Raw genomic sequence first — 23,784 nt, forward strand, 5'->3', positions numbered from 1 at the left:
CAAGGCCGATATCGGTAAGACGACACCCCCTGCGATCGTCCTGTCAGACGTCAGGGGGTGCTGTTGTCATCAGTACTTCTGTATCAGTTTCACATCCTCAGGCGGTTTATTGCCGACATACCCTATTGCGCCCGGAGTTGATTTGACGGTGGCAATCACCTCTGCGTCGCCAGACTTGACCGCAGGCGGGTTCAATCCGTCCCGAAACCCTTTTTTAGCCCAGATTGACGCATATTTTGATGCATCTACCTTGATCACTTTTTCCAGAAAATCTTTTTGTGCCGCCGTGTTATCGATCGGTACTATTTTTGTACCGCCATCGACCTGCTTGTCGCCGACAAAAACATCCCTGATGTCCGCCCCGGCAATACCAAGGCCCTTATTCGCAATCACAAAGACATCTGCGGCACAGCATGGCATTGCAAACGCCAGAGCAGCAGCCACACCTAAGGTGAACTTGAGAACAGTCATTTTCATCTCCTTAGAAGCGTACGGCGAACTGGACGCGGGTTTCATTGTATTTAAAGTCGGCGCCATTGACTTGTTTCTCGTTGGTCTGGCCCAATTCAAATTTCAATGCAGAGATCGGCGAGAGGTTGTAGCGCAAGCCAAGAATCTGGCGGTTGTAGGAGCGTCCGCTCTTGAGCGCGGCAAAATAATTATCGCTCTGATCAAGACTCGCTTTTTCCAGCCTTGCATAGGGCTGTATCAGGTCGTTAAACCGGTATCCCGCATGCAGGAAACCAGTCCAGCTGTTGTGGGTGCCGGTATTGCCAGATAAATCCTTGTTCCTGAACTTGTAGTACTCGCCGATGAGTTCCCAGTCATCATTATCAAACACAACGAAGCCACCGAGCATGTTCAGTTCGGTCTTATTCTCCGTTCCTTCCTGGTTGATCTGCTGTGTCAAGGCATGAGCGCCGACGGTCAAGCCATCGAGGTTACCTGAAAACCGATAGCGCACATTGCCACCAAACCCTTTATTGGAGTTGTCGTCCTTGCCCGCGTTATAGTCAAGTATTTGCTCACCCGGCTCGCCAACAATGCGGCTGCCGTTCGCCAGAACAACGTCATATTCAAGACGGCCACCCTGCAGCTTGGTCGCACCGCTCGCCATCAGACCAACCGAGTGTGCAGGCAGTATCCCGCCCTGGTCCTCAAAGGCGATCATTTTAGGTCGCGAAATAGAAGGCTGTAATTGCGCACCATGGTGGAATGCCGTGTTCCAGTAACCATAAGGTGTATGCACGCGACCTGCCCACAGGGTCAGCGCATCGTTGAAGGTATAGCCAATTTGCAGACGCTCAAGATCAGTGCCAACGGCATCGCCTTTTTCATTAAACTCAAAGGTCAGTTCAAACAGAGACTTGATTCTGTCGCCAAATTCAGGCGTCAGATAAAAATCAAGATTGCCAAGCGCGAAACCGGATTTTCTACCGTCTATCACTTTGGAAGAGTGCACATAACCAACATCAGCAAAGCCGTGCAAGGGCAAACCCAGTTCCCGTTTTTTTGCACTCAGCTCAGATACCTGCACCAGGTTTTTTTCCAGCTGGTCTATGCGGGCCACCTGCTGCTGACTGACTTCAGTCGCCTGCTTGACTGACTCGCTCATTTTGGCCCGGGTTTCTGCATCACTTTCTGACACTTTGGCGACAATGGCCTTTTGCGCTTCGAGCTGATCCACGCGCTGACTTAACTTGTCGATGACGGCCAGGCTGCGTTCCAGCTTTTTCTCCAGTTCTGCAATTCTTTCTTTGTCCGACTGCGCAGCAGAAGCTGGCAAAGAAAAGAGCAGCGACACGGCAACCGCTATTTGCAGGGGCTTGCTTCTTACCAGACGTTGAATAGGCATAGTCTCCTCCTGTTGTATAAAACTTAAGGTATTTTAGGATACAAATCAGTATTAGCAAGCCAAGTTATTAAATAAAGCACAACATCACTTGCGCTCAACAACTGACACATTGCTGCCTAGTTTGTTGATCGGAGCAAAATAAGTATAGATAAAAATTGATACATGACAACAAAATTACAATCGTTTGCAAAAAATTGACAGCACGCAACAACAGTCTGAAATCAAGGCTGCGTGAGCTTGCATAATGCAGATGTTCAGTCCTCGTCCCCAAAAATTCCCGCCAGGCAATATGGTTGATATACAACACTTGCAACACGCAGCTGATCTGACATGGACGAGTCAGCAAGTGGCAAGACGTCGCCCGGATCAGCGCGTCAAGTGCAGGGCAGTCGACATGCGTGGCCCAGGTCGACCAGGCCGTCACGCTGACGGGCCAGATCGCCGGAATGCACATCAATGGTTTGACGCTTTTACATATGCGCTACCGTTTATGTTGAGAGACATCCTGCTTAGGATCAGGCAAGGTGAATTCAATTCATTGTGTGTGAGTGCGTGACAGGCATCGCAAAGACTTGCGGGCAATGGCAGGGCCAAAATAGCCAGCAGCGAAGGCTGCACAACGCCCCTCTGCGTGCTTGATGACAGCCCCCGCTTCCTGGAACTTGCGCCCACCTTCCCCAAAAAAGCTTGCAGCTTGGCGCACTCTCCAATTCGTCTTACACACGCAGGCGGGTAAGCAATAGTCGCTTCCCCCTTACAGAACTGCACTCTGTCTGAAGTTTTCCCCAAAAAGGCATATGCAGAAAAATGCAGGATTGACCCGGCAAGATTTTATTACTATTATTTTATGGAAGTGAGTGTTCTGTGATCAAAAAACTGCATGTCAATTTTTAAGGACCCCTGAAATGGCAGCAGATTCTGAAACCATCAGACAATTAAAACTCGCTGAGACTTTCTTCAATCACAGTGTCAGTTGCCTTGTCATTCTGGACCGTGACTATAACTTCATCCGCGTCAATCAAGCCTATGCCGATGCATGCCGGCTCAAGATAGCCGATTTTGAGGGACGTAATCACTTCGAGCTCTTCCCTTCAGACACCAAGCTGATTTTTGACGAGGTTGTACGTACCAAGCAGCCTTTCGTCACTTTTACCCGTGCATTTGAATTCATTGACCAGCCTGAGCGCGGCATAACCTATTGGGACTGGACACTGGTACCGGTGCTCGATGCCAATGGCGACATTGAATACCTGGTGTTTTCCCTCGTCGAAGTCACCGAGCGCAAGCGTGCTGAAGAGGCATTGAGAATTGCGTCACTTGTTTATCAGCACAGCTCTGATGCGATGATGGTGACGGATGCAGAGAATAAAATCCTGGCAATCAACGAGGCATTTACGCAGCTTACAGGATATCGTGTAGAAGAAGTGCGTGGTAAAAACCCCAATCTTCTACAATCAGGTCGTCAGTCAGCCGGGTTTTACCAGACAATGTGGCAGGCACTTAATACATCGGGCCACTGGGACGGTGAGTTATGGGACAAAGACAAGAACGGCACAGCGATCGCATTGCGCCTGGCGATCAACACGGTCTATGACGAGGCTGGCAAGGTCGCGCAAAGGGTGGCGCTACTTTCCGATATTACCGAGAAAAAAAGGCAGGACGACCTGATCTGGAAACAGGCCAATATTGATTCCCTGACCGGGTTGCCGAACCGCCACATGTTCATCAACCAGTTGCGCGAGCAAATTGCGCTGGCAAAAGAGTCTGGCAGGTGCCTGACGCTGTTACTGATTGACCTGGATCAGTTCAAGGAAATCAATGACGCACTGGGGCACGCCAAGGGCGACACTCTCCTCGTCGAAGTCGCCCGCCGTATTGCCGCATGCGTGCATGAGCCGGCGACGATCGCCAGATTGGGCGGCGACGAATTTACCGTCGTTTTATCAGACAATCACGATAATGCGCACGTCACCGCTGTTGCCCAGGCCATTATTGACAAGCTCGTACAGGTGTTTCAATTGGGCATAGAAAGGGCCTACATTTCTGCCAGCATCGGTATAGCGCAGTATCCGGGCGACGGTCACAATGCGGGAGATCTGCTCAGGCATGCCGACCAGGCAATGTATGCAGCAAAGAACGCCGGGCGCAACCGCTATTGCCTGTTTACCGGCGCCCTGCAGGAAGCAGTTCAGTCACGCATGCGACTGAACAATGATTTGCGCGACGCACTCAAGGCTGGCGAATTTCAAGTGTATTACCAGCCCATCGTTGAGCTGGCCACAGGCGCAATACACAAGGCCGAGGCGCTGCTACGCTGGCATCATCCCGTGTTTGGCATGATCAGTCCTGCCGAGTTCATCCCCCTGGCAGAAACCAGCGGAATGATCGTGGAGATTGGTGAATGGGTATTCAGGCAAGCAGTTGAACAGGTAAAGCGATTACGGTCGATGCACCTTCCCCCATTCAAAATCAGCGTTAACGTGTCACCAGTCCAGTTCCGTCACGAGCACGATTTTACCGAAGCCTGGCTGGAACATCTGGCGGCTTCTGGATTACCGGCAAACAGCATCGTCATCGAAATTACCGAAGGATTATTGCTCGATGCGACCGAAGGTGTGGCTGATAAATTATTGCGCTTTCGCGACGCCGGTGTGCATGTTGCGCTCGATGATTTTGGTACAGGCTATTCCTCCCTGGCGTATTTGAAGAAGTTCGACATTGACTACATCAAGATAGACCGGGTATTTGTCAGCAATATCGACGTCGACGCCAACGATCTGACCTTGTGCGAGGCCATCATCGTGATGGCGCACAAGCTGGGCCTGGCAGTGATTGCCGAAGGGGTCGAGACCACGGCACAGCGTGACCTGCTGGTCGCCGCAGGTTGTGATTTTGTCCAGGGCTATCTGATTTCTCAACCTGTACCTGCCCGGCAGTTTGAAAAACTGGTGATTTGAAAAAACGATGTCTGCGTCAGGCATCGTGGTTCTGTACGCGGCTATTGTTTGCCAGGTTCGTCATTCTTTTTCAGGCCCTCTTTGCTGTAATTATTGCGGGGGTTCCATAGCATCCAGCCATCGCTGCCGATTTTTTCTGCGGCGTCAATTTGCTGCTTTATTTCGACTCCCGTGAAGTCCTTATGATCGAAGGCGTAATCGCGAAATGCCTGCAGCCAGGGGCGAAAGCGCAGTGGGGAAACGCCACTGCGGCTGACCGCATGTTGCAGCGTCAGGTTGACAATTTCATAGGGGTGCTTGACGGCGTTTGTGTATCCGGGAATGCCAAGATGGAACCCGGATGGGTAAAGCATGGGGGAGAGGTAATCTGCTTCTTCCAGCAGGCTTTCCAGCTGCTGGCCGATGGCCGTGTCATTGGTGTTCCAGGCGACATAGCCAAAAATATCAGCCGCGACAAATACATTGTAGGGCGCCAGCCGCTTTTTTGCCGCCGCCAGAAATCCTGTTATCGCCTCCACCCGCTTTTGCTCGGTATCCGCTGCTGAAAAACGTGCATCAGCACTGTCAGGAAAACGGATATAGTCGAACTGGATTTCATCGAATCCCAACCCGGCTGCTTCAGCGGCAATGTCCAGGGCATACGTCCATGCTGCTGTATGGGAAGCGTCTATCCAGGCGAGCCCTTCCCTGTCACGGAACAGGCTGCCTTGCGCGGTCTTAACTGCCCATTCAGGATGGGCAGTCGCCAGCGGATCATCCTTGAAGACCACGATGCGTGCAATCAGGTAGATGCCGCGCTCTTTCAGTGTGGCCAACATTGCTGGCATATCACGCACTGTTGTGGTCCGCCGTGCGCCTATGCTGTCTGCCGTGCTCACCTTGCTTGGATAGGGTATCCAGCCACGGTCCCCCTTGACATCAATCACCAGGGCATTGATTTCGGTTCCATCCAGGATGTCCAGCGCCGCTTCCCGCAACTGGTGGTCGCCTATGCCAAAAATGGACAAATAAAGCGCCTTTGGTCGTATGGGTGTCAAACGTAGTGGCGGCGCTTCGGCGGTATTTGCAGCCACTTTCAACTCGCTGCGCCCATAGCCTATGGCGCGGGCGGCGACTGTCCCGACAAAGCCTGGGAAGCTGTAGCGCCCGTTTTTATCGGTCACCACTACTTTTCCATCCACCGTCACCAGCGCGCCTGCCAGCGGCTGTTTGCTGGTGGCGTCGAGCACTACGCCGTCAAGCGCCAGTGCTGCGGCTGCAGGCAGGTTCAGGGCGATCAGTATCAGCAAGTGAGGCAGGAATCGTCTGTGTATTGTCATGGCCGTTCTCCTCTTGCATCGTGCTCACCATGTTGCAGCAAACGTATCAAGCCGTCGGCGCCATTGCGGTCAACGATCAGATAGCGGGGCATGGCCATCAGCGCCTCTGTATTGATGAAACTGCGGTTTTCCAGTGCGAAGGCGGCCTCATAACCTGCTGACGTCGCCGCCTGCTCCAGTTCCGCGTCGTGTATACCGTAAGGCCACGCCAGGGATCGTGCTTCAACGCCGAGTTTTTCTTTGAGTACGGCGCGCGGCTTTTTGAGCTGCATGCGCACAAATTCCCTGTATTTTTCTGGCGACAGACGGGCGCGCTCCTGGCGAAAATTGGGATGCCAGTAAGTGTGGGAATGCACGTCCACCAAACCGGTGCCCATGATCTCGCGCAGTTGTTCCCAGCTCAAGGCGTAGCTGGCGTTTGAGATGGCGGATGGATAAATGAATAAGGTGACTGGCAAGCGTTCACGCAGGATCACCGGCAGCAATTCTGTATAAACCGAACGATGGCCGTCGTCGACGGTAATGGCCAGCGCCTTGTCCGGCAGCGCTGTTTTTCCGGATGCGCCCTCTATCAGCGCCGTCAGCGAGACAAAATGGTAGCCTTCCTGCCGCAACCGGCTGATCTGTGCAGTAAAGACAGACGTGCGGACCGTCATCTCGTCCGTGACAGCAGCGCCGAAACGGTGATAAACCAGAATGGAATAGACATTGGCATTGGCCGCAGCAAAGACCGGAATGCAGAAAAGACAGACGCAAAAGAAAAAAAGCAATCCACACCCGTGCAAGCCGTATCGATGTAGCAGGTAAGGCTTGCAGATAAAAAAACAACTGGGCCGGAAAAGAATCATGTTTTAACTCTAGTTCTCTGGTGAAGGAAAATCAATCCCTTCCGCTACGAGCTGGCGGCAAAGACTGGTGTTGAAAATCATCCTGTTTTTGGCCCGGATCATTGCACTGTAGCCAGATCAGAAAGCGATCGTTTGTCCTGCATCAAAGCCGGCAAGTTCGCCTGTGCGATGCCATTCTTCTGGCAAGCCAGTGGACAGGTAACTTTGATATCCGTCAACACCAGTCCGCTTGCAGCGCCTATGCTGGACTCCAGTGTGTGTCTATTTGATCCTGCTAGCACTGCGAAACCATGGAGAGTGCCCGTCATGAAAACAGATTCTGAATTGCAAAGCGACATCCTGGAAGAATTTCTCTGGGACCCCCTGGTGCCAGAAGGCAAAGTGGGTGTGGCAGTCAGCAACGGCGTGGTGACCCTGACCGGGCATCTTGCCACTTATGCGGAAAAGGTTGCCGCTGAGCATGCCGTTGCCCGCGTCGCTGGCGTGAAAGCCGTCGCGCTGGAAATGAAAGTGGTGCCAGCCGGCACACATCAGCGTAGCGATACCGAAATCGCAGCAGCCATTGAGCAAGCCATCGAATGGAGCACGCTGGTGTCGAAGGAAAAGATCAAGGTGTTTGTCGAAAATGGATGGGTCAACCTGGAAGGTGAATTGAACTGGGACAGTGAACGTCAATCGCTTGAAAGAATGATACTGCCCTTGAAAGGGGTCGTTGGCCTGATCAATCATATCGTGCTCAAGCCCATCCCTGTCCCTGAGGACCTGGCCGGCAGAATACAGAAAGCACTGACCAGACAGGCAGCACGCGAAGCCAGACATATCGACGTCAGTGTGAATGGCAGCGTTGTTACTTTGACGGGCAAACTGCATTCTTCAGCCGAGAAGGCAGCCGCAGTTGGCACAACCTGGTCGTCGCCTGGCGTAACCAGGGTGGTAGACAAACTGACGGTGGAACCCCAGGCCTGATCGCCCCTGATCTCCCGGATCTTCCTTATACGGCAAAGGCTGTATGCGCCTGGCGATCTCCCAGCCAGGCGCTGTACTGTTTGCGCCTGTCACTTTTACGCCGGGGCAGTGGCTGGCTTTCTCGCTGGTTTCATTATTGGTTTCATTATTGGCTTCATTGTTGGTTTCATTATTGGCTTCATTATTGGCTTCATTTTGGGGCGTATCTGTTCATCGCCCCTTGCTTGTTCGCATCGTGTCCGGATCAGGGGAACAAATTGAATAAAAAGCATACATGGAATTTGCTGTACTGGTTTCTTGCGCTGATCCTGTTTGTCTATATTCAAGATGTCTGGCAAAGCGCAAACCAGGCACAGGTCGTTTCTTACAGCGAATTTGAAAAATCCATCGGTAATCACCTGTTCAGTGAAGTGACCATTGCCGGCAACACCATCACCGGCAAGCTAAAGACGCCCGATGGCGCCAAGACCGTCATGGTGGCTACCATAGTCGACCCGGCACTGGCTGCAAGGCTTGATAAATTCGATGTGCCCTACACCCGCATCATCGAAAACACTTTTTTGCACGATCTTGTTGTGGGGCTTGCTCCCTTTTTGCTGATATTTGCCCTGTGGTTTTTTCTGTTCCGCAATTTTGCAGAAAAACAGGGCATGGGCGGTTTTCTGTCGATAGGTAAAAGCAATGCCAAAGTCTATATTCAAACCAACACCGGGGTCACCTTCGCCGATGTTGCCGGGGTAGACGAAGCCAAATCCGAACTCGAAGAAGTGGTTGATTTCCTCAAGCGTCCGCAAGAGTATGGCCGTCTTGGCGCACACATCCCCAAAGGCGTCTTGCTGGTCGGCCCGCCCGGCACGGGCAAGACACTACTGGCCAAGGCCGTTGCCGGTGAGGCAGGCGTGCCCTTCTTTTCCATCTCGGGCAGTGAATTTGTCGAAATGTTTGTCGGTGTCGGTGCGGCGCGGGTACGTGACCTTTTTGAACAGGCGCGCACGCACGCGCCAGCCATTATTTTCATTGATGAACTCGATGCGCTGGGCCGTGCACGCGGAGCGATGTCCCCTTTAGGCGGCCATGACGAGAAAGAGCAAACCCTCAATCAGTTGCTGTCTGAAATGGATGGTTTTGATTCTTCTGGCGGGCTCATCATCCTTTCCGCCACCAATCGCCCCGAAATCCTGGACCCGGCCTTGCTGCGCGCTGGCCGCTTTGATCGCCAGGTACTGGTGGACCGGCCTGACCGCCAGGGCAGGATCGCCATCCTCAAGGTGCATGTGGCCAAGATCAAGCTGGACCCGGCGGTCGATCTTGACACCATTGCTGGCCTGACACCCGGTTTCAGTGGCGCTGACCTGGCCAACCTGGTCAATGAAGCGACACTGGTTGCCACGCGCCAGCGGGCCGAACAGGTAACAGAGGCAAACTTTACCAGTGCTGTTGAGCGCATCGTCGCCGGCCTTGAGCACAAGACGCGGTTGATGAGCACCAGAGAGCGGGAAACCGTTGCCTGCCACGAAATGGGGCATGTCCTGGTGGCGCTGGCACTGAAACATGTCGACCCGGTACACAAGGTCTCCATCATTCCACGTGGCTTTGGTGCGCTGGGATACACAATACAAAGACCTAGCGAAGACCGCCATTTGTCAAGCAAACATGAGCTCGAAGAAAAAATCGCCGTACTGCTGGCCGGACGCGCGGCAGAAAAACTGATGCTTGGCGTGCTCTCGACCGGTGCTGCCGACGACTTGGTAAAAGCATCTGACCTTGCAAGGCATATGGTCACCAGTTACGGCATGGATGAAGACCTCGGCTATGTGGCATTTGATCTTGAGCAAAGATCAATGCTGGATACGTCTGGCGCAACAACGTCAGGCAATATCAATGCGTCTGAAGATGTATTAAGACGTATCGATGCGGCGATACGCACCATCGTCATGGATGCCTATCACCGTGCGTATGCCATCCTCAGCACCAATCGTGAAGTGCTCGATCGCGGCGCCAGGCTGCTGCTGCAAAAAGAGACGCTGGACGAAGCAGCGATTCACACGCTGGCGCACGATCTTGTCATCGATGCAGGTTCATCATGACTGTTTCACCTGCACTTGTGAACACGGACACCAGCTCAACAGGGAAGGCAACCCCATACGGACGACGCCCCTGGCAAAACCCGCGCAAGAATTGATCTGGTGCGACATTCCCCTACCTGAACCCGCAGATCAGGATGTCTTGCCGGAAGTGCCCGCATGCGGCATGTGCCGCACAGACCTGCCTGTCATCAATGACGAATGAAAAAACAGCACTGAACACCTTATCCCGGTCATGAAGTGGCAGGCCGTGTCTTGCGTAGCGAAAGTCTGGCCCCGCTTTGCGCCGCCACCGCAAGTATGCGCATCACCACTGCTTATCTCTGGCGTAATCAATGTGAAATAACGACAAGTCGCCCTCCCAGAGAAGTTATTTCTCGTGAATAATGTGATAATCATTACTCAACTAATGGGGCTTTAACTGGGATGAGCGGCGATGACGCAAAGAGATGCATTAGCAGATACAGACAGGCAACCTGAATCGTGGACAACAGCAACGTCAGAAGAGTGCCTTGTAGAGGCAAATGCACGAATACAGCGTGAAATTCTGGCGCAGACGGGTGAATTAGATCTTAACAGTTTACGGTCTCTCCATGTTTTACCGCCTGCGCTTTCGCAGTTGCAGCACTTGCGTGTGTTTAGCATTTTCGATACATCAATCGTTGACCTGGCCCCGTTGGCACAACTGAACACACTGCAATCCTTGGATTGTTCTCGCACCCCAGTATCAGACCTGACCCCGCTGGCGCAACTACACACGCTGCAATCCTTGGACTGTTCTCGTACCCCAGTGTCAGACCTGACCCCGCTGGCGCAACTGAACACGCTGCAATCCTTGCATTGTTCCTTTACCGAAGTATCAGACCTGACCCCGCTGGCGCAACTACACACGCTGCAATCCTTGGACTGTTCTCGTACCCCAGTGTCAGACCTGACCCCGCTGGCGCAACTGAGCACTCTGCAATCCTTGGATTGTTCCGACACCCAAGTGTCAGACCTGGCCACACTGGCGCAACTACGCACACTGCAATCCTTGGATTGTTCCTATACCCAAGTGTCAAACCTGACTCCACTGGCGCAACTACGCACTCTGCAATCGTTGAGTTGTAACAGCACCCAAGTATCGGATCTGAACCCTCTGGCGCAACTGAACACACTGCAATCCTTGGTTTTTTCCCGAACCCAAGTGTCAGACCTGATCCCTCTGGCGCGACTGAACACACTGCAATCCGTGGTTTGTTCCGAGACCCAAGTGTCAGACCTGACCCCGCTGGCGCAACTGAACACACTGCAATCCTTGGATTGTTCTGATACCCAAGTGTCAGATCCAACCCCACTGGCGCAATTACGCTCTCTGCAATCCTTGAATTGTTCCTATACCCAAGTGTCAAGCCTGACCCCGTTGGCGCAACTGCACTCTCTGCAATCCTTGAATTGTTGTCATACCCAAGTATCAGACCTAACCCCGCTGGTGCAACTGAGCACTCTGCAATCCTTGGACTGTTGGGGTACCCAAGTGTCAGACCTGACCCCGCTGGCACAACTGCGCTCTCTGCAATCCTTGAATTGTTCCTATACCCAAGTGTCAGATCTGACCTCGCTGGCACAACTGAGCAATCTGCAATCCTTAAATTGCTACTCTACCCAAGTGTCAGACCTGATCCCGCTGGCGCAACTGAGAAATCTGCAATCCTTGGTTTGTTCTTCTACCCGAGTGTCAGACCTGACCCCGCTGGCGCAACTGAGCACGCTGCAATCCTTATATTGTTCCGATACCCCAGTGTCAGACCTGACCCCGCTGACGCAACTACGCTCTCTGCAATCCCTGGATTGCTCCTCTACCTCTGTGTCAGATCTGACCCCATTGAATAATCTGCGTCAGCTAAAGAGCCTGACTATATCTGGATGCAATATTCACATTTGGAACCCTTCCCTTATTTGGGGAAAAGTATTCAAATATCTAACTACATATCAAACCCACTTGGATCAGATTCCACCCGAAGTTTTATCTTCTAATTCCTACGAAAATTGTCTTCCAAACTTGCGCGCCCATTTACTAGACCTGGGTGCCGGCTCAGTAGCAGCTTCCAGCGTTAAATTAATCTTGCTTGGCAACGGGACTGTGGGCAAAACACAGATATGTCAACGTTTACGCGGTTTGCCCTTCGATGAAACCGTCCCTACCACCCACGGTATACAGGTTCATTCACAAGTCAATGTCGAGACTGGGAGGGAGTGGCATATCTGGGATTTTGGCGGGCAAGACATTTACCACAGTACGCATGCGCTTTTCATGCGCACGCGGGCCGTGTTTGTGCTGATATGGTCACCTGTTTCAGAACAAGCGGAGTCGCACGAGATCAATGGCGTACCATTTCGTAATCATCCTCTGGAATACTGGATAGACTATGTACGCCATACCGCTGGCCTGGGCTGCCCGCTGTTAATCGTGCAAACGCGTTGTGAACAGCCGCAGGACGAAGTGCGGCAGCTCCCCTTGCCGACTGGCGTGCTGGATGATTTTTCATGGTGCAAGACAGTGCAATACAGTAGTTTAAATAACCGGGGCCGTGCCTCCCTGGATGAGGCATTGGCCGATGCGCATGCCTGGTTGCTGACGCAACACCCCGCCACGATAGGTCTTGGGCGCTTACGCGTGCAACAGGCCTTGTGCGCATGGCGCGGCGCCGATAATCTCTTGCCTGATGCAAAAAAGCAGCACCGGCTGATCACCCAAACTGAATTCGGCGCACTTTGTGCAGAAGGCGGTGGTGACGTACATGACCCGGCTGCCTTGCTCAATTATTTACACCATGCCGGCATCGTGTTCTACCAGGCCAATTTGTTTGACCAACAAATCATTCTCGACCAGGGCTGGGCACTGGATGCGATTTATGCCGTGTTCGATAGAGAAAAATGCTGGCCACATCTGCGGCGTTTGCGTGGGCGCTTTAATCGCGCACTGTTGGCCAGCCTGGTCTGGTCACATTACAGTCAGGAAGAACAGGAATTATTTCTCAGCATGATGCAGAGTTGTGGCGTCGCTTTTGTTCATATTCAAGGCGATGAAGAAAATGATATTGAAACAGAATACATCGCCCCCGACCTGCTTCCAGGCAAAGATGGGGTCATGGATGAATTGAAAGAAAAATGGGATAACGACGCGCCTTGCCTTCATGTACAAGTACATTATTCCGTGCATCAACCTGGTTTGCTCCGCAGTTTGTTGGCGAAAATTGGCAGCCTGGCAGGCATTAACGGTTTGTATTGGCAAGGCGGCGCATGTGTGTATGAAAAAAATACACGCAGCCGCGCCTTGATAGAACATATAACAGATCAACGCGTCAAGACATGGCATGGCGACATCCGTATCAGCACACAGGGCCCAAAAGCCGAACAATTGCTGGCTGCATTGAAAACTCAACTTGAACGTGAAACCCGTGATTGGACAATACAAATGAAACATGAACCAAGCGCTCAGCCTGCAATACCTCCAACGCCTCTGGAGTTTTCTGCCGAACCTGTCACTACCTTGCAGTACGGTGTTTCTTACGCCTGGACAGATGACAGCAGCACCACCGTCGACCGACTCTGCGAAGCTGCCAAAGCAAACGGCGTCACCATTTTGCGAGATAAAACGACTTTGGGTATTGGTGACCGGATTACCCCTTTTATGCAACGACTGGCCGAACAAGAGCGCATCTTTGTTATTTTGTCAGAAAAATATTTAAAATCCCCCAACTGCATGTATGAACTTTTCCAGATCTGGCGCAATTGCCAGGGAAAAGACGCCCTGTTTTTATCACGTGTGCGTGTGTATCGCCTGCCAGATGCGGATATTTTCAGTCCCCATGCACGCTTGCGCTGGGCCGCCCACTGGAAAAAGGAATTCACCAGCATTGATCAATTCATCAAAGAACATGGCGCTGATTTGTTGGGTGCAGAAGACTTTAAAAACTACAAGCGCATGCAGGATTTTTATAGCCACATCGGCGATATTCTGTCCTTGGTAGCCGATACCTTATTGCCCAACAATTTTGAGGAATTAGTTAAACATGGCTTGAAGTAAAAACCGCATCATTGAGCCTCAGGATGACCTTGCTTTAATCTGCTCTCTAATCTGTTGTTCGGCAAGGACATTGACTCCATTCTTATTTTTAGCTTTTCTCGGAATCTACTGTCCTTTCCTGAAATCGTCCTGGTGAAAGCCAGGTACGAAACGAGCTGGGAGCATGCGTGCGATTACACGTTGTTAGTTGCACCAACGGCGCTCAAGCTGCCATTCGAGATATTATTCAACATGGCCAATCTTGCTGGTAGAATAGAAAGAGATAACAGTCCAGAGAAGCCACACCTGGCAACACACACCTGGCAATATTTAATGCGCCAGTTGAGTCCTTACACATAAGGTTGAATATGGAACAGAGTAGCGTTGCCAACGGAGTTTCACACGATCACCAGATTCAACCGCCATTCCAGGCGACGTTTGTGTTGGGAGAACGCGTTCGCAAAAAGTCGGGCGCTGCCTGGCAGGGCCACATCGTCGGCTGGTACAGCACGACACTGACGCCAGAAGGTTACGCCGTCGAGTCTGAAGCGCATCCTGGCTCGGTGCAGATTTACCCGGTCGCTGCGCTTGAGCGCGTGGTGTAAATTTCAATCGAGAGGACGTCACCCGGCAGATTCAGCAATATCCGGAGTATTGCAATCTTTCAATTATCGATGCTGTGAAAAATCCACACCCATCTCTTTTGCCAGATGAAGATAATATGTACTTGATTTATCGTTTGCTGCCATGCCGGGCAAGCCAGTTCGCAAGAAATTTCCGAGGTTATAAGCTGCGATACCATCACTCAGGGAGATGGCCTGCTTCAAGTAAGCAAGCACAAGGCTACCGTCTATGTCCATGTTGTAGCCAGTTGCATGAATAACGCCCGCCATGCCCAATACCTGCGCATGACTTTTGTCCAGTAATTCTTTTATGCAATTGAGCGCTACAGGTCCTTGCCCCCTGAGCAGTGCATATGCTGCGTTTCGCAATACGTCTTGATTGACAGCCGTACCGTATACATCGATGAAAGCCTGGTTTGAACGCCAGTCCTTTATTCGAAATTCCATGTTGGCTCTGGCAAGTCGTCCTTCGGAGTCGTAAGATACTTTGACGATTGGTGCTGCGGAACCGCTCCGGATTATTCCTATGAATTCTATAGGGCTACCCCAGCATTTTTCGTGTTCCAGTCTTATGTTTGCATCCAGTCGTACATAATTGCCCGTTCCGCAAGTGAGGCATTTGCAAGCTGTGCGCCTGTGCAAGCGCAAGTTATACAGTCGCTGGAATTCCGTATCTGATAAAACCAGCAGATTGTCTTCGATTCCTTTACTGGTTTCACTGTCTCTGCACTTGCGCAGTCCGGCGGCGATGTCGAATTGCCGCAAGTCTGGCAGGTATTCTGCATAGCTTGGTCTATTACACTCAAAGCACCAGCAGTACTCTATCGCCACGGCAGTATGCAAGATGTCCAACCCTGCAAAGTAAGCGTCGAATTCTGCTAAGGGGATACGATCGAGCACTGACATGTCTCCACCTGGCATCCGGCAAGTATTGTTAAGCTCATAGTAAAGAAAGTGTTCTGGAAACGAGAAATATTCAGAACATCCGGTGCATTTCAGATACATAGCGAGCTCCATGTCTGGAAAGGTCGGCCATTCTAATGAGCGGATGCTTGCTTGCCTAGCCCATGACCTGATTAAATTTGCAGCAAGCTGCATGTTTGCCACAATGCTGTATTTTTATACTGGATTTTGTCGTCCTGAAATTTTTCAACCCAAAGAGCGTAGTAAAATATATCTGGCAGCGCGGATCATAACCGGGCTGATCCACTCCTCGGCAGGACCGTAGATACTGTTATTCCTGTCAAGCCAAATGCAAGCTAGCCTGTGCAATTAACTTGCGTAATCGTACGCATGGCTATCGTTGCCAAGCCAGTCTTTGCAGCCATCCCCCCCGCTGAGTAGGCACATTCCTTCACCTTAAATCATCGCCGTCCGGCAGGCGCGGCTAACGTCACTTCTGCAGGACTGAACAGTTTGCGTGAGCGGGCAAGGTTTCCACAGGACAAGAAATTGTAATCAATAAAACCACAAACCCCGATATATCCTCGATATAAAAGTTAGCGGATGTATAATCAAAATTCCTGTTTTTTACTATTGGTCCCTTAAATTATTTCAATTTAATGACTGGTTGACGACAGGATGACTTCCACGGAGGCGGGGTTTTGTCGGACAGCAGGACTAGTGGACTGTAACAGTGAATTTTCTCCGACATCACCTTCATGCCTTCTAATGCTTTCCCATTTGTTTTCGATTGCGGTCCATTCCATCCACCCTTTTCAGTCTGACGTTTTTTGCCGTGATGAGGGTGGTGGCGTGTCAATAATTATGGAAAATGTTCTATGAGAAAAGTCTTGAGATTATTCTTGCTGGCGTTTGCGGTATCTTTTTTTACCCACAACGCCATGGCGCAAAGCTGGCCGGTCACGAGAGTGGCGACTTCATCGGCGCTTTGGCCCAACACCAATTTATACGACGGTAACCCCGGCACCGTCTGGACCAGTAATGGCTATGCCGACCCCAACCATCAGGAATGGCTGGCTTACTGGTTTGACGGTTTTCATCCCGTCGACACCATCAAACTCTATCCGCGCTATGCGGGTGGACGCGTGCTGGGCTTCCCTACTGCATTCAATGTGTACTGGAGTGATGGCAGCAACTGGAACCTGGCGCAAAGCTATGCCAATGTCAGCATGCCGGCGGCAGGCAATTATGTGACAGTGAAGCTGCCCTCGACAGTCAATGCCAATGGCATCCAGGTGATTGCCACCCAGCTAGGGCAGGATGATGTGGGCAATTATTATTTCCAGATCGGCGAAGTCGGTGCTGCGCGCACAGACGTCGTTGCAACGGACTATTTCAACAACCCGCTCCCTGGTTCACCGATACTGACCATGCTTGATAACGCACCACAAAGCGTGTTCGTCAGCGGTGTCAGGGCGAACATGTACCGGCTCAGACGGCCTAATACGCCGGAGGCCAACCCCGGCGTGCCTGAACCGCTCGCAAGATATGGCGGCGCCATGCGCGAATGCGTCAAGATCAGGCCAAACGAAACTGCACCTGACTGGGCATGTTATTCCACCTTTCCTGCAGAGTATGAAAGCAGCGCACCTGTCCTGGCCAGCCCGCAGATGAATGCGGTCTGCGGCATACCGGCGAAGTATCCTACGCTCATTACATCATGCAGCAGTGGTCAGTGCACGTCTGAAATCTTCATGTTCGATTGCCAGACCAGCTACCCCAGCCTGGCGCCAAGCCGCTTCTTCAATACAGAAAAAAGCGACCTGAATTATGGCAACACCATTGATGACCCGGACGATTTGTCCAACCAGGGTTTCAGCGGTCAATACTACGTCACCGGCAATTACAATACAGCGCTGGAGATTTTGAAGCAGGGCCGTACCCCTATTGTCAGCATCCCGATTTTTGACCGGCCTGTTACCGGTGGTACTTATTCGCTCAAACCTGATGCAGAACAGATTCTCAACAATGTCGTCGCCCAATACCCGCAACTGTTTGCATCGGGCGCGAGGATTTCCGTTGTCGACGAGCCATTCTGGACCAATACCGGTACGGCGCAAGGTACCGTGCTGGAGAACGAAATCACTGCCCTGCGTCAGGGTATTGCACTCATGCAGAAAAAACTGCCATGGGCAAAATTCGGCCTGAACCTGGTCGGTTTGCAAAGCGTGCAGCCGCAGATGATGGATGCCATGAAAAAACTACTGACACCGACCAATGGCGTCAGTATAACCCTGCAATGGCTTTCTACCGATATCTACATCAATACGTTTGATGTGGCTGAACGCACCAGTGCTTTCAACGCAGCCAACTGGTTCGCCAACTACATGAAAACTACTGCCCCTTTCAACACCATGGAAAGATGGCTGGTGGTACAGGGTTTTGGGCCTTACACCTATGCAAACGCTGTCGTCCCGCCCAGCTGGTCTCCTGCGATGGAAAACGACTTCAAGAGCATCATGAGCACCATGGGTATCGCCGGGCTCAACTATACCGGTACGATCGTATGGGGCTGGAACAAGGCGTCTGAAATCGATGACAGGTTTACGGGCAAGTACTTCCCGATCAGCGCCAGGCGCGTATACCAGGCGCCACTCTGCTCCACAGTCAACCTGACGGCAACCAATGTGCCAGCCGGTGGCGGTACGGTCACTGCGCAAGCCGCTTGCTCCAATGACATATCGACTTATGCATGGACAGTCAACGGCACGGCCTTCGGCGGCAATACACCGTCGATCAGCATCACGCTGACAGCCAACAGCAGCACGACGCCGATCAACTACAAGGTCTGCTACACCGCCATCAACATCGCCCACACTGCCCCTATCTGTAGCAACATGGTACAGGCTGGCGCGAGTACGACAACGCTGCCGGCTGCACCTGCCATCAGTTCTGTCACACCGGGCAATGCGTCGATCAAGGTGACGTTTACTCCCGGTTCTTTGGGTTCTGGCACACTGGTCCGCTATACCGCCGCTTGCGGCAGTATCACCGCCACCGGCAGCGCATCGCCTATCACCGTCACAGGTCTGACAAATGGCACGGCCTACACCTGCCGTGTGCAGACCACCAGCAGCGTCGGCAGCAGTTCCTGGTCGGCCACATCTGGTTCCGTCACACCGACGGCAGCGGCAACCCTGCCGGCTGCGCCTGCGATCAGTTCTGTTGTCGCTGGCAATGCGTCGATCAAGGTGACGTTTGCTCCTGGCTCTTTGGGTTCTGGCACGCTGGTCCGCTATACCGCCGCTTGCGGCAGTGTCACGGCCACAGGCACCGCATCGCCCCTCACAGTCACTGGTCTGACAAATGGCACGGCTTATACCTGCCGTGTACAGACCACCAGCAGCGTCGGCAGCAGCCCCTGGTCGGCAAACTCAGCCTCGGTCACACCAACGGCTGTCGTCTTGCCTGCTGCACCGACGATCAGCTCGGTCACTGCGGGTAATGGCGCTGTCACAGTAGCGTTCGCCCCTGGTGCGCTGGGTTCAGGCACACTGGTGAGGTATACCGCTTCTTGCGGCAGCGTCTCTGTCAATGGCAGCGCATCGCCTATCGTGGTCACCGGTTTGACCAATGGCACGGCCTACACCTGCCGCGTGCAGACCACCAGCAGCGTCGGCACAGGTGCATGGTCAGCAGCATCCAGTTCAGTCACACCGACACCGCCACCGGTCTTGCCATCGGCACCGACCATCGGCACAGCCGTCGGCGCACCTGGCCAGGGTACGGTGTACTTTACACCGGGTGCATTGGGTTCTGGCACATTGGTTAATTACACGGCCAGTTGCGGCGGCTACTTCGCCACCGGCATGTCCTCCCCCATCACAGTAACAGGCCTGCCCAGCGGCACGCCTTTGTTCTGTGAGGTGAAGACCATCACGACCGTCGGCGCCAGTCCGTGGTCTAACTGGACGAATGATCCGATCTATCCGTAATTCGTAAGCTTTGTTTGTTCCCTTGATGCCGGTGTCATTGGCATTGGCACCAAGGGAGCTTTGTTGTTTCAGGCAGGAGCGGCTTTAGCCGCGAATGGTCGCTGCGGTATGGCTGTTCGCGGCTAAAGCCGCTCTTACTTTGAGTCGGATTGTCTTGTAAAATTCATGCCTGCAATTGCACTGAACAAGCAGCGCCAGCAGGGACTGTCTTTCAGCTTATCGTCCTGATCTCAGAGCATGTCAATTCTTTCCATGCTACTCAACATGGAAGCTGCTTACTGAGTAAATCCTTCATTCAAGCCCTCGTGCGCTTTTCCAATCATCCCAATATGAGGATGGCCTCATGATGTCATTGTCAATGTAGTCAATCAACTCCAGGTAAGCTTTACGTATTTCATCGAATGACGCGGGAGTGATGAGATGTGGTTGAACCCATTGACAAATTGCATCAAGTTGCTCTGAAGTGATTTCAATCGAAATTTCCCTATGTTGTGCTCCCTGGCGAAATAGAAAGGGCAATAAAACTGGCTTAGTATCATTAGGTGAAAGATCAAATACATTACCCAAAATGATCTCAGTTTCTTCTTTAAAAAAAAGCACACTCCAGCGACTATCGCAATTCAACATATACCGTGGTTTTTCTGGTCCGTGTATCGCGATTTCCGCAAAACTAACCGCTAATGCATTCTTGCTATACGCAGGTTGCGGCTCCTTTTTTAACAGATAGCGAACGCGGAAAATACCTTCATCATCGAAATTTTGGGCTGCAAGTACTGGTGTTACAGGCGAAATTCTTGTATTGGGCGAATCATTAGTGATATCGTCAGCAGGCCCTATTATTTGAACCGTCCCGTCAGCAGTTTTTTCCCATTCGTTTAAGAAAACCAATAGTGTGTAATCTGGCCCTGTATCAGAGAATGCCAAATCACAAGCGCTTGCGGAAATTCGAGTTGACCATGGCTCTTCACCAACAATTAGACTGCTTTTAGAAAAACAATCCCTGTACGTAGTTGTGGTCGACATATGGCTTAAATCAAGCCATTTACCATTGACCTTTGCATTGAGAAAAAAATCTTTCCATTTTCCCTCATAGCACAGGGCCATTGCCCCAAGAAATAATGAGTATTCAGAAAGACTTTTCTCATCCAGTGATTCACAATATTCTTGACTCTCAAGGTCTCTTTGTACCTGTAGCTCGAGTGCAGCCAATACGGTTTCTTTAAATCTCTCTTTCGCACCACTCACCAAGGCATCTCGACTGGCTGTCAACCAAGCTCCAGCTTTTCCTGACATTAAGTTTACTGACACATTCACTTTTGGAAGAAACCCTTCCATCCCACAATCAAACTCCTGTCCACGATAATATGTTTGAAGGCTCATCAGGAAATCATCGTCAAAAGGTTCATATCGGATAGCTAATTCACAGCCATTGACACGCACAAAACTCCATTTTTTCGAAACTGTTTCTGCCGGTGGCGTTATGATCAGAAATTCCTTGTATTGTCTTTCATTCGTTATTTTTAGTTTTCCTATGATCGTCACCAGCGATTCATTTGAAAAAGTAGAAATTTGATCGGCTATTTTTGCTGCTTCATAGGGAAATTTCTCATCCAAAATCGGATCCATTGAATCAATAAAATGGGATGCAATCGAATCATAATATCCAAAAGAAACTGACCATGACTTTGCGAAAGTATCTAACTGCAGTTTAATTTCAACTTTTGTCCCATACGGGTAAGACACATCACTTTCCATCACCCTTAACATCACTAAACCCTCATGCTCCCCAGTTGGGCTATACATGATAATTTGAAGTATTTCATTGGTATAAATGCTTTTTGTCGTCAATGCAATTTCATCACAAATCAAAAAAGCACTTTGCATGCCAATACCAAAAGCACCTGATGGCTTCATCCATTCCGGCATCGTATTGATTTCACTTTGCCGCCGTGCATTTCGCTGCGACCCGCCGATTCGCAACATGTATTCTAAATCTGCCCGGCTGATCCCGGTTCCCTGGTCGGTGATGGTCAATGTCCATTCGGTCTTTCCTTGGGGTGTGCTTGCCACTGTAGGCATTTCCACCAACTCGACCTGGATAGGCAAGCTTTTCAACACTTCGTCTGCTTCTTTTGAAAACGACTGTTCCCACGTGCTGGCTGGATGTTTTTTCCCTTCAGTAACCCACAGGCGCAACAAAGTCGCATCCACAGCGTTTTGCAACAGTTCGCGTATGCATGCGAACTCTGTTCTGTAGAGATTGGTGCCCTGCAATAATTCAATCGCCTTTTCTTTATCGATGCTGAATTGGGGGCGTTCGCCTTCCCTGATGATCTGTAGCGCCCCGCCCAGCCGCACGTCAATCGTCCCAAGTGTGGGTAGCAAACCCAGTGCGCGATTGGGGACAATGTCCTGCCAGTTCGCCATCTGGTTCTGTATCTCTTGCTTGAGCCAGTCGAACCATTTGAAGGTTTCCAGATAACCATCGATGGTCTCGCATTCGGCGCTGATTTCGATACGCTCCCGATCGACGCGCAAATGACGGATGCCAGCATGTTTGTCTTCATGGGCCCGACTGAGATGTGAACGGTGATCGCCAGCAATGCGTTGCATCACCGGGCAAAAACGATTGTCATCCAGATCAAGCAGGTCACCCATACGCAAAAGACAGGCGACAAAACGAGGGTGGCAATCTTCCTGTGCCGGGCCAGCCTCCCGAAAAGGCAGTCCGCTCAGCAATTTTGCAAAAGGCATGCCATGCATCTGGCAAATACGCCCAAGAGTTTTGAACAGTCGCGCCGGGATAAGCTCGGTGCGAGGGGAGTTGATACCGGCACTGGCCCATGGCGCCTGAACCATGTGCTCGGACCGGCTGGCGTGTTGGCGGCGAAACCATTCAGCCATTAATTGACGGAACTTGTCGACCGCTTCCATGGGCGCATCAGCACCAGAAAAACACTTGGACATGTCTTTGATATCAAAGCTGTTGGCAAACCTGTATAACTCGTGATGAGAGTTGTTGCGTATGCTTTCTATGTATTGCTGGAAGGCGGGCTGGTTGATGGCATCGACCATATCTTTCTGGGGCACGACCATGCCGATATCGTGCCAATAAGCGGCCTCCAGTATCATCCATGTATCAGTTGCCGTTAACAGCTGAATGTTGTCACCAAGCAGGCGTTCAATATTGACCAAAATTTGCTTGCTGTGGGACTCATCGTGACGGCTGTAATGGGGAAAGAGGCTTCCGATTGTCTGCAAGGCTTTGGGGATGAGTTTTTCATCGAACCCCCATTGATTGACCAGCATTGCAAGGGCTGAATGCCCTTCGCCTTTTTCTTTCAGGTGATTGATCAGCAGGTCAGCCATGGATAAGTCCTCGCGGTTAAAGTATCCATGTCATCTTAAAGCCACATTGCAAATTTGGCTACTATTTCAATCTTTCTACGTCTTTCTGTGTGCGTGGTACACGTACTTCTTGGTGAAACAAGAAAAGAATGTAGCTGTCGGGCTACTCCGGCCCGCATTCTCGCAGCAACGCATGCAAGTAAAAGAAGAGTCTACATGTCCAATGCAGAGAAGGTCATTTTCAGGCCCAGTGTTGGGCTGATGAAGCCTAGCCTGGCGAGGCCCGGCCCAACCTACGGACTGTCGATGATAATTGCACTATCAAGGTAGTGCTTATACGTTCTTTTTCACCTGCATAAGTTAGTTGGCGATTACAGGTCGGGGGTAGCCCGACAGCTACTCACTTTTCTTGTCTCGCCAAGAAAAGTAAGCCAAAGAAGGCGACCGAGGCGTCTTGCCCCTGCGGGGTTCCCTTTGCTGCAAGACAAAAAATGGGAAGGCTCGAAAACTCGCTAACGCTCAAACATCGATCCTTCTTAATCCATTTTCTGCCTTGCAGCAAAGGCATCGACACATCGGAACGGCCAACGTCAAAAACAACCCCAAAGTCAAAAACAACGTCAACACAGTGGCGATTCAAATTACCTTGGATAAGCTTAATCAACGAGACTCGGCAGTTGCTGTTGCTGTTGCAGTTGCTGTTGCTGTTGTTGTTTTTGACTTTCGCTGTTCCCATGTGTAGACGCCGGTTGTGTGGTGCAGAAAATGGATTAAGAAATACCCGTGTTTGAGCATAGCGAGTTTCGGGGATTTCCCATTTTTTGTACCGCACAACCGG

15 protein-coding genes are annotated in these 23,784 nt (G+C 51.4%); 8 read left to right on the forward strand and 7 right to left on the reverse strand.

Annotated elements, in window-relative coordinates; all coding sequences use genetic code 11:
• Window positions 1-69: 69 nt before the first annotated feature.
• Together LZ463_RS25520 and LZ463_RS25525 are read right to left on the reverse strand one after the other, a co-directional pair.
• Window positions 70-516 (reverse strand): type 2 periplasmic-binding domain-containing protein, encoded by a 447-nt coding sequence (locus LZ463_RS25520; protein ID WP_241459135.1) that lies wholly within the window; start codon window positions 514-516, stop codon window positions 70-72.
• A complete protein-coding gene (locus LZ463_RS25525; RefSeq protein WP_241459136.1) occupies window positions 482-1,855 on the reverse strand; it encodes a hypothetical protein in 1,374 nt (457 codons plus the stop codon). Before LZ463_RS25525 ends, LZ463_RS25520 begins: the two co-directional genes overlap by 35 nt.
• 905 nt (window positions 1,856-2,760) lie before the next feature.
• Here LZ463_RS25525 and LZ463_RS25530 point away from each other — a divergent pair.
• The gene (locus LZ463_RS25530) at window positions 2,761-4,812 is read left to right on the forward strand and encodes a sensor domain-containing protein (protein ID WP_241459137.1); all 2,052 of its coding nucleotides are present in this window, start codon (window positions 2,761-2,763) and stop codon (window positions 4,810-4,812) included.
• A 41-nt stretch (window positions 4,813-4,853) separates the two neighbouring features.
• Here the strand turns inward: LZ463_RS25530 and LZ463_RS25535 are convergent, their stop codons facing one another.
• The gene (locus tag LZ463_RS25535) at window positions 4,854-6,131 is read right to left on the reverse strand and encodes a putative glycoside hydrolase (protein WP_241459138.1); all 1,278 of its coding nucleotides are present in this window, start codon (window positions 6,129-6,131) and stop codon (window positions 4,854-4,856) included.
• The gene (locus LZ463_RS25540) at window positions 6,128-6,787 is read right to left on the reverse strand and encodes a polysaccharide deacetylase family protein (RefSeq protein ID WP_241459139.1); all 660 of its coding nucleotides are present in this window, start codon (window positions 6,785-6,787) and stop codon (window positions 6,128-6,130) included. Before LZ463_RS25540 ends, LZ463_RS25535 begins: the two co-directional genes overlap by 4 nt.
• Before the next feature lie 498 nt (window positions 6,788-7,285).
• On the opposite strand from LZ463_RS25540, the gene LZ463_RS25545 reads away from it, so the two are divergent.
• From LZ463_RS25545 to dfrB, 6 genes are all read left to right on the forward strand, one after another.
• A complete protein-coding gene (locus tag LZ463_RS25545; RefSeq protein WP_241459140.1) occupies window positions 7,286-7,945 on the forward strand; it encodes a BON domain-containing protein in 660 nt (219 codons plus the stop codon).
• 43 nt (window positions 7,946-7,988) lie between these two features.
• Complete coding sequence (locus LZ463_RS25550; RefSeq protein WP_241459141.1) at window positions 7,989-8,210, forward strand: hypothetical protein; 222 nt, start codon at window positions 7,989-7,991, stop codon at window positions 8,208-8,210.
• Window positions 8,203-10,032: an ATP-dependent zinc metalloprotease FtsH gene (gene ftsH / locus LZ463_RS25555; protein WP_241459142.1), complete on the forward strand. Its 1,830-nt coding sequence runs from the start codon at window positions 8,203-8,205 to the stop codon at window positions 10,030-10,032. Before LZ463_RS25550 ends, ftsH begins: the two co-directional genes overlap by 8 nt.
• The gene (locus LZ463_RS25560) at window positions 10,007-10,234 is read left to right on the forward strand and encodes a hypothetical protein (RefSeq protein ID WP_241459143.1); all 228 of its coding nucleotides are present in this window, start codon (window positions 10,007-10,009) and stop codon (window positions 10,232-10,234) included. The genes ftsH and LZ463_RS25560 overlap by 26 nt, the downstream gene beginning before the upstream one ends.
• 231 nt (window positions 10,235-10,465) lie before the next feature.
• On the forward strand, window positions 10,466-14,098 hold the full coding sequence (locus LZ463_RS25565; protein WP_489686154.1) for a leucine-rich repeat domain-containing protein: 3,633 nt from the start codon (window positions 10,466-10,468) through the stop codon (window positions 14,096-14,098).
• Window positions 14,099-14,445: 347 nt separating this feature from the next.
• Window positions 14,446-14,682: a trimethoprim-resistant dihydrofolate reductase DfrB gene (gene dfrB / locus LZ463_RS25570; RefSeq protein ID WP_241459145.1), complete on the forward strand. Its 237-nt coding sequence runs from the start codon at window positions 14,446-14,448 to the stop codon at window positions 14,680-14,682.
• A 63-nt stretch (window positions 14,683-14,745) separates the two neighbouring features.
• Here dfrB and LZ463_RS25575 read toward each other — a convergent pair whose 3' ends face one another.
• The gene (locus LZ463_RS25575) at window positions 14,746-15,705 is read right to left on the reverse strand and encodes an SEL1-like repeat protein (RefSeq protein WP_241459146.1); all 960 of its coding nucleotides are present in this window, start codon (window positions 15,703-15,705) and stop codon (window positions 14,746-14,748) included.
• A gap of 776 nt (window positions 15,706-16,481) precedes the next feature.
• Here LZ463_RS25575 and LZ463_RS25580 point away from each other — a divergent pair.
• Complete coding sequence (locus tag LZ463_RS25580) at window positions 16,482-19,598, forward strand: fibronectin type III domain-containing protein (protein ID WP_241459147.1); 3,117 nt, start codon at window positions 16,482-16,484, stop codon at window positions 19,596-19,598.
• Between the two features lie 291 nt (window positions 19,599-19,889).
• Here the strand turns inward: LZ463_RS25580 and LZ463_RS25585 are convergent, their stop codons facing one another.
• Both LZ463_RS25585 and LZ463_RS25590 read right to left on the reverse strand, forming a co-directional pair.
• Window positions 19,890-22,967 (reverse strand): HD domain-containing protein, encoded by a 3,078-nt coding sequence (locus LZ463_RS25585; RefSeq protein ID WP_241459148.1) that lies wholly within the window; start codon window positions 22,965-22,967, stop codon window positions 19,890-19,892.
• A 379-nt stretch (window positions 22,968-23,346) separates the two neighbouring features.
• Complete coding sequence (locus LZ463_RS25590) at window positions 23,347-23,682, reverse strand: hypothetical protein (RefSeq protein ID WP_241459149.1); 336 nt, start codon at window positions 23,680-23,682, stop codon at window positions 23,347-23,349.
• Between the last annotated feature and the right edge of the window lie 102 nt (window positions 23,683-23,784).

Source organism: Undibacterium paludis (assembly GCF_022568815.1).
Lineage (GTDB): Bacteria > Pseudomonadota > Gammaproteobacteria > Burkholderiales > Burkholderiaceae_D > Undibacterium.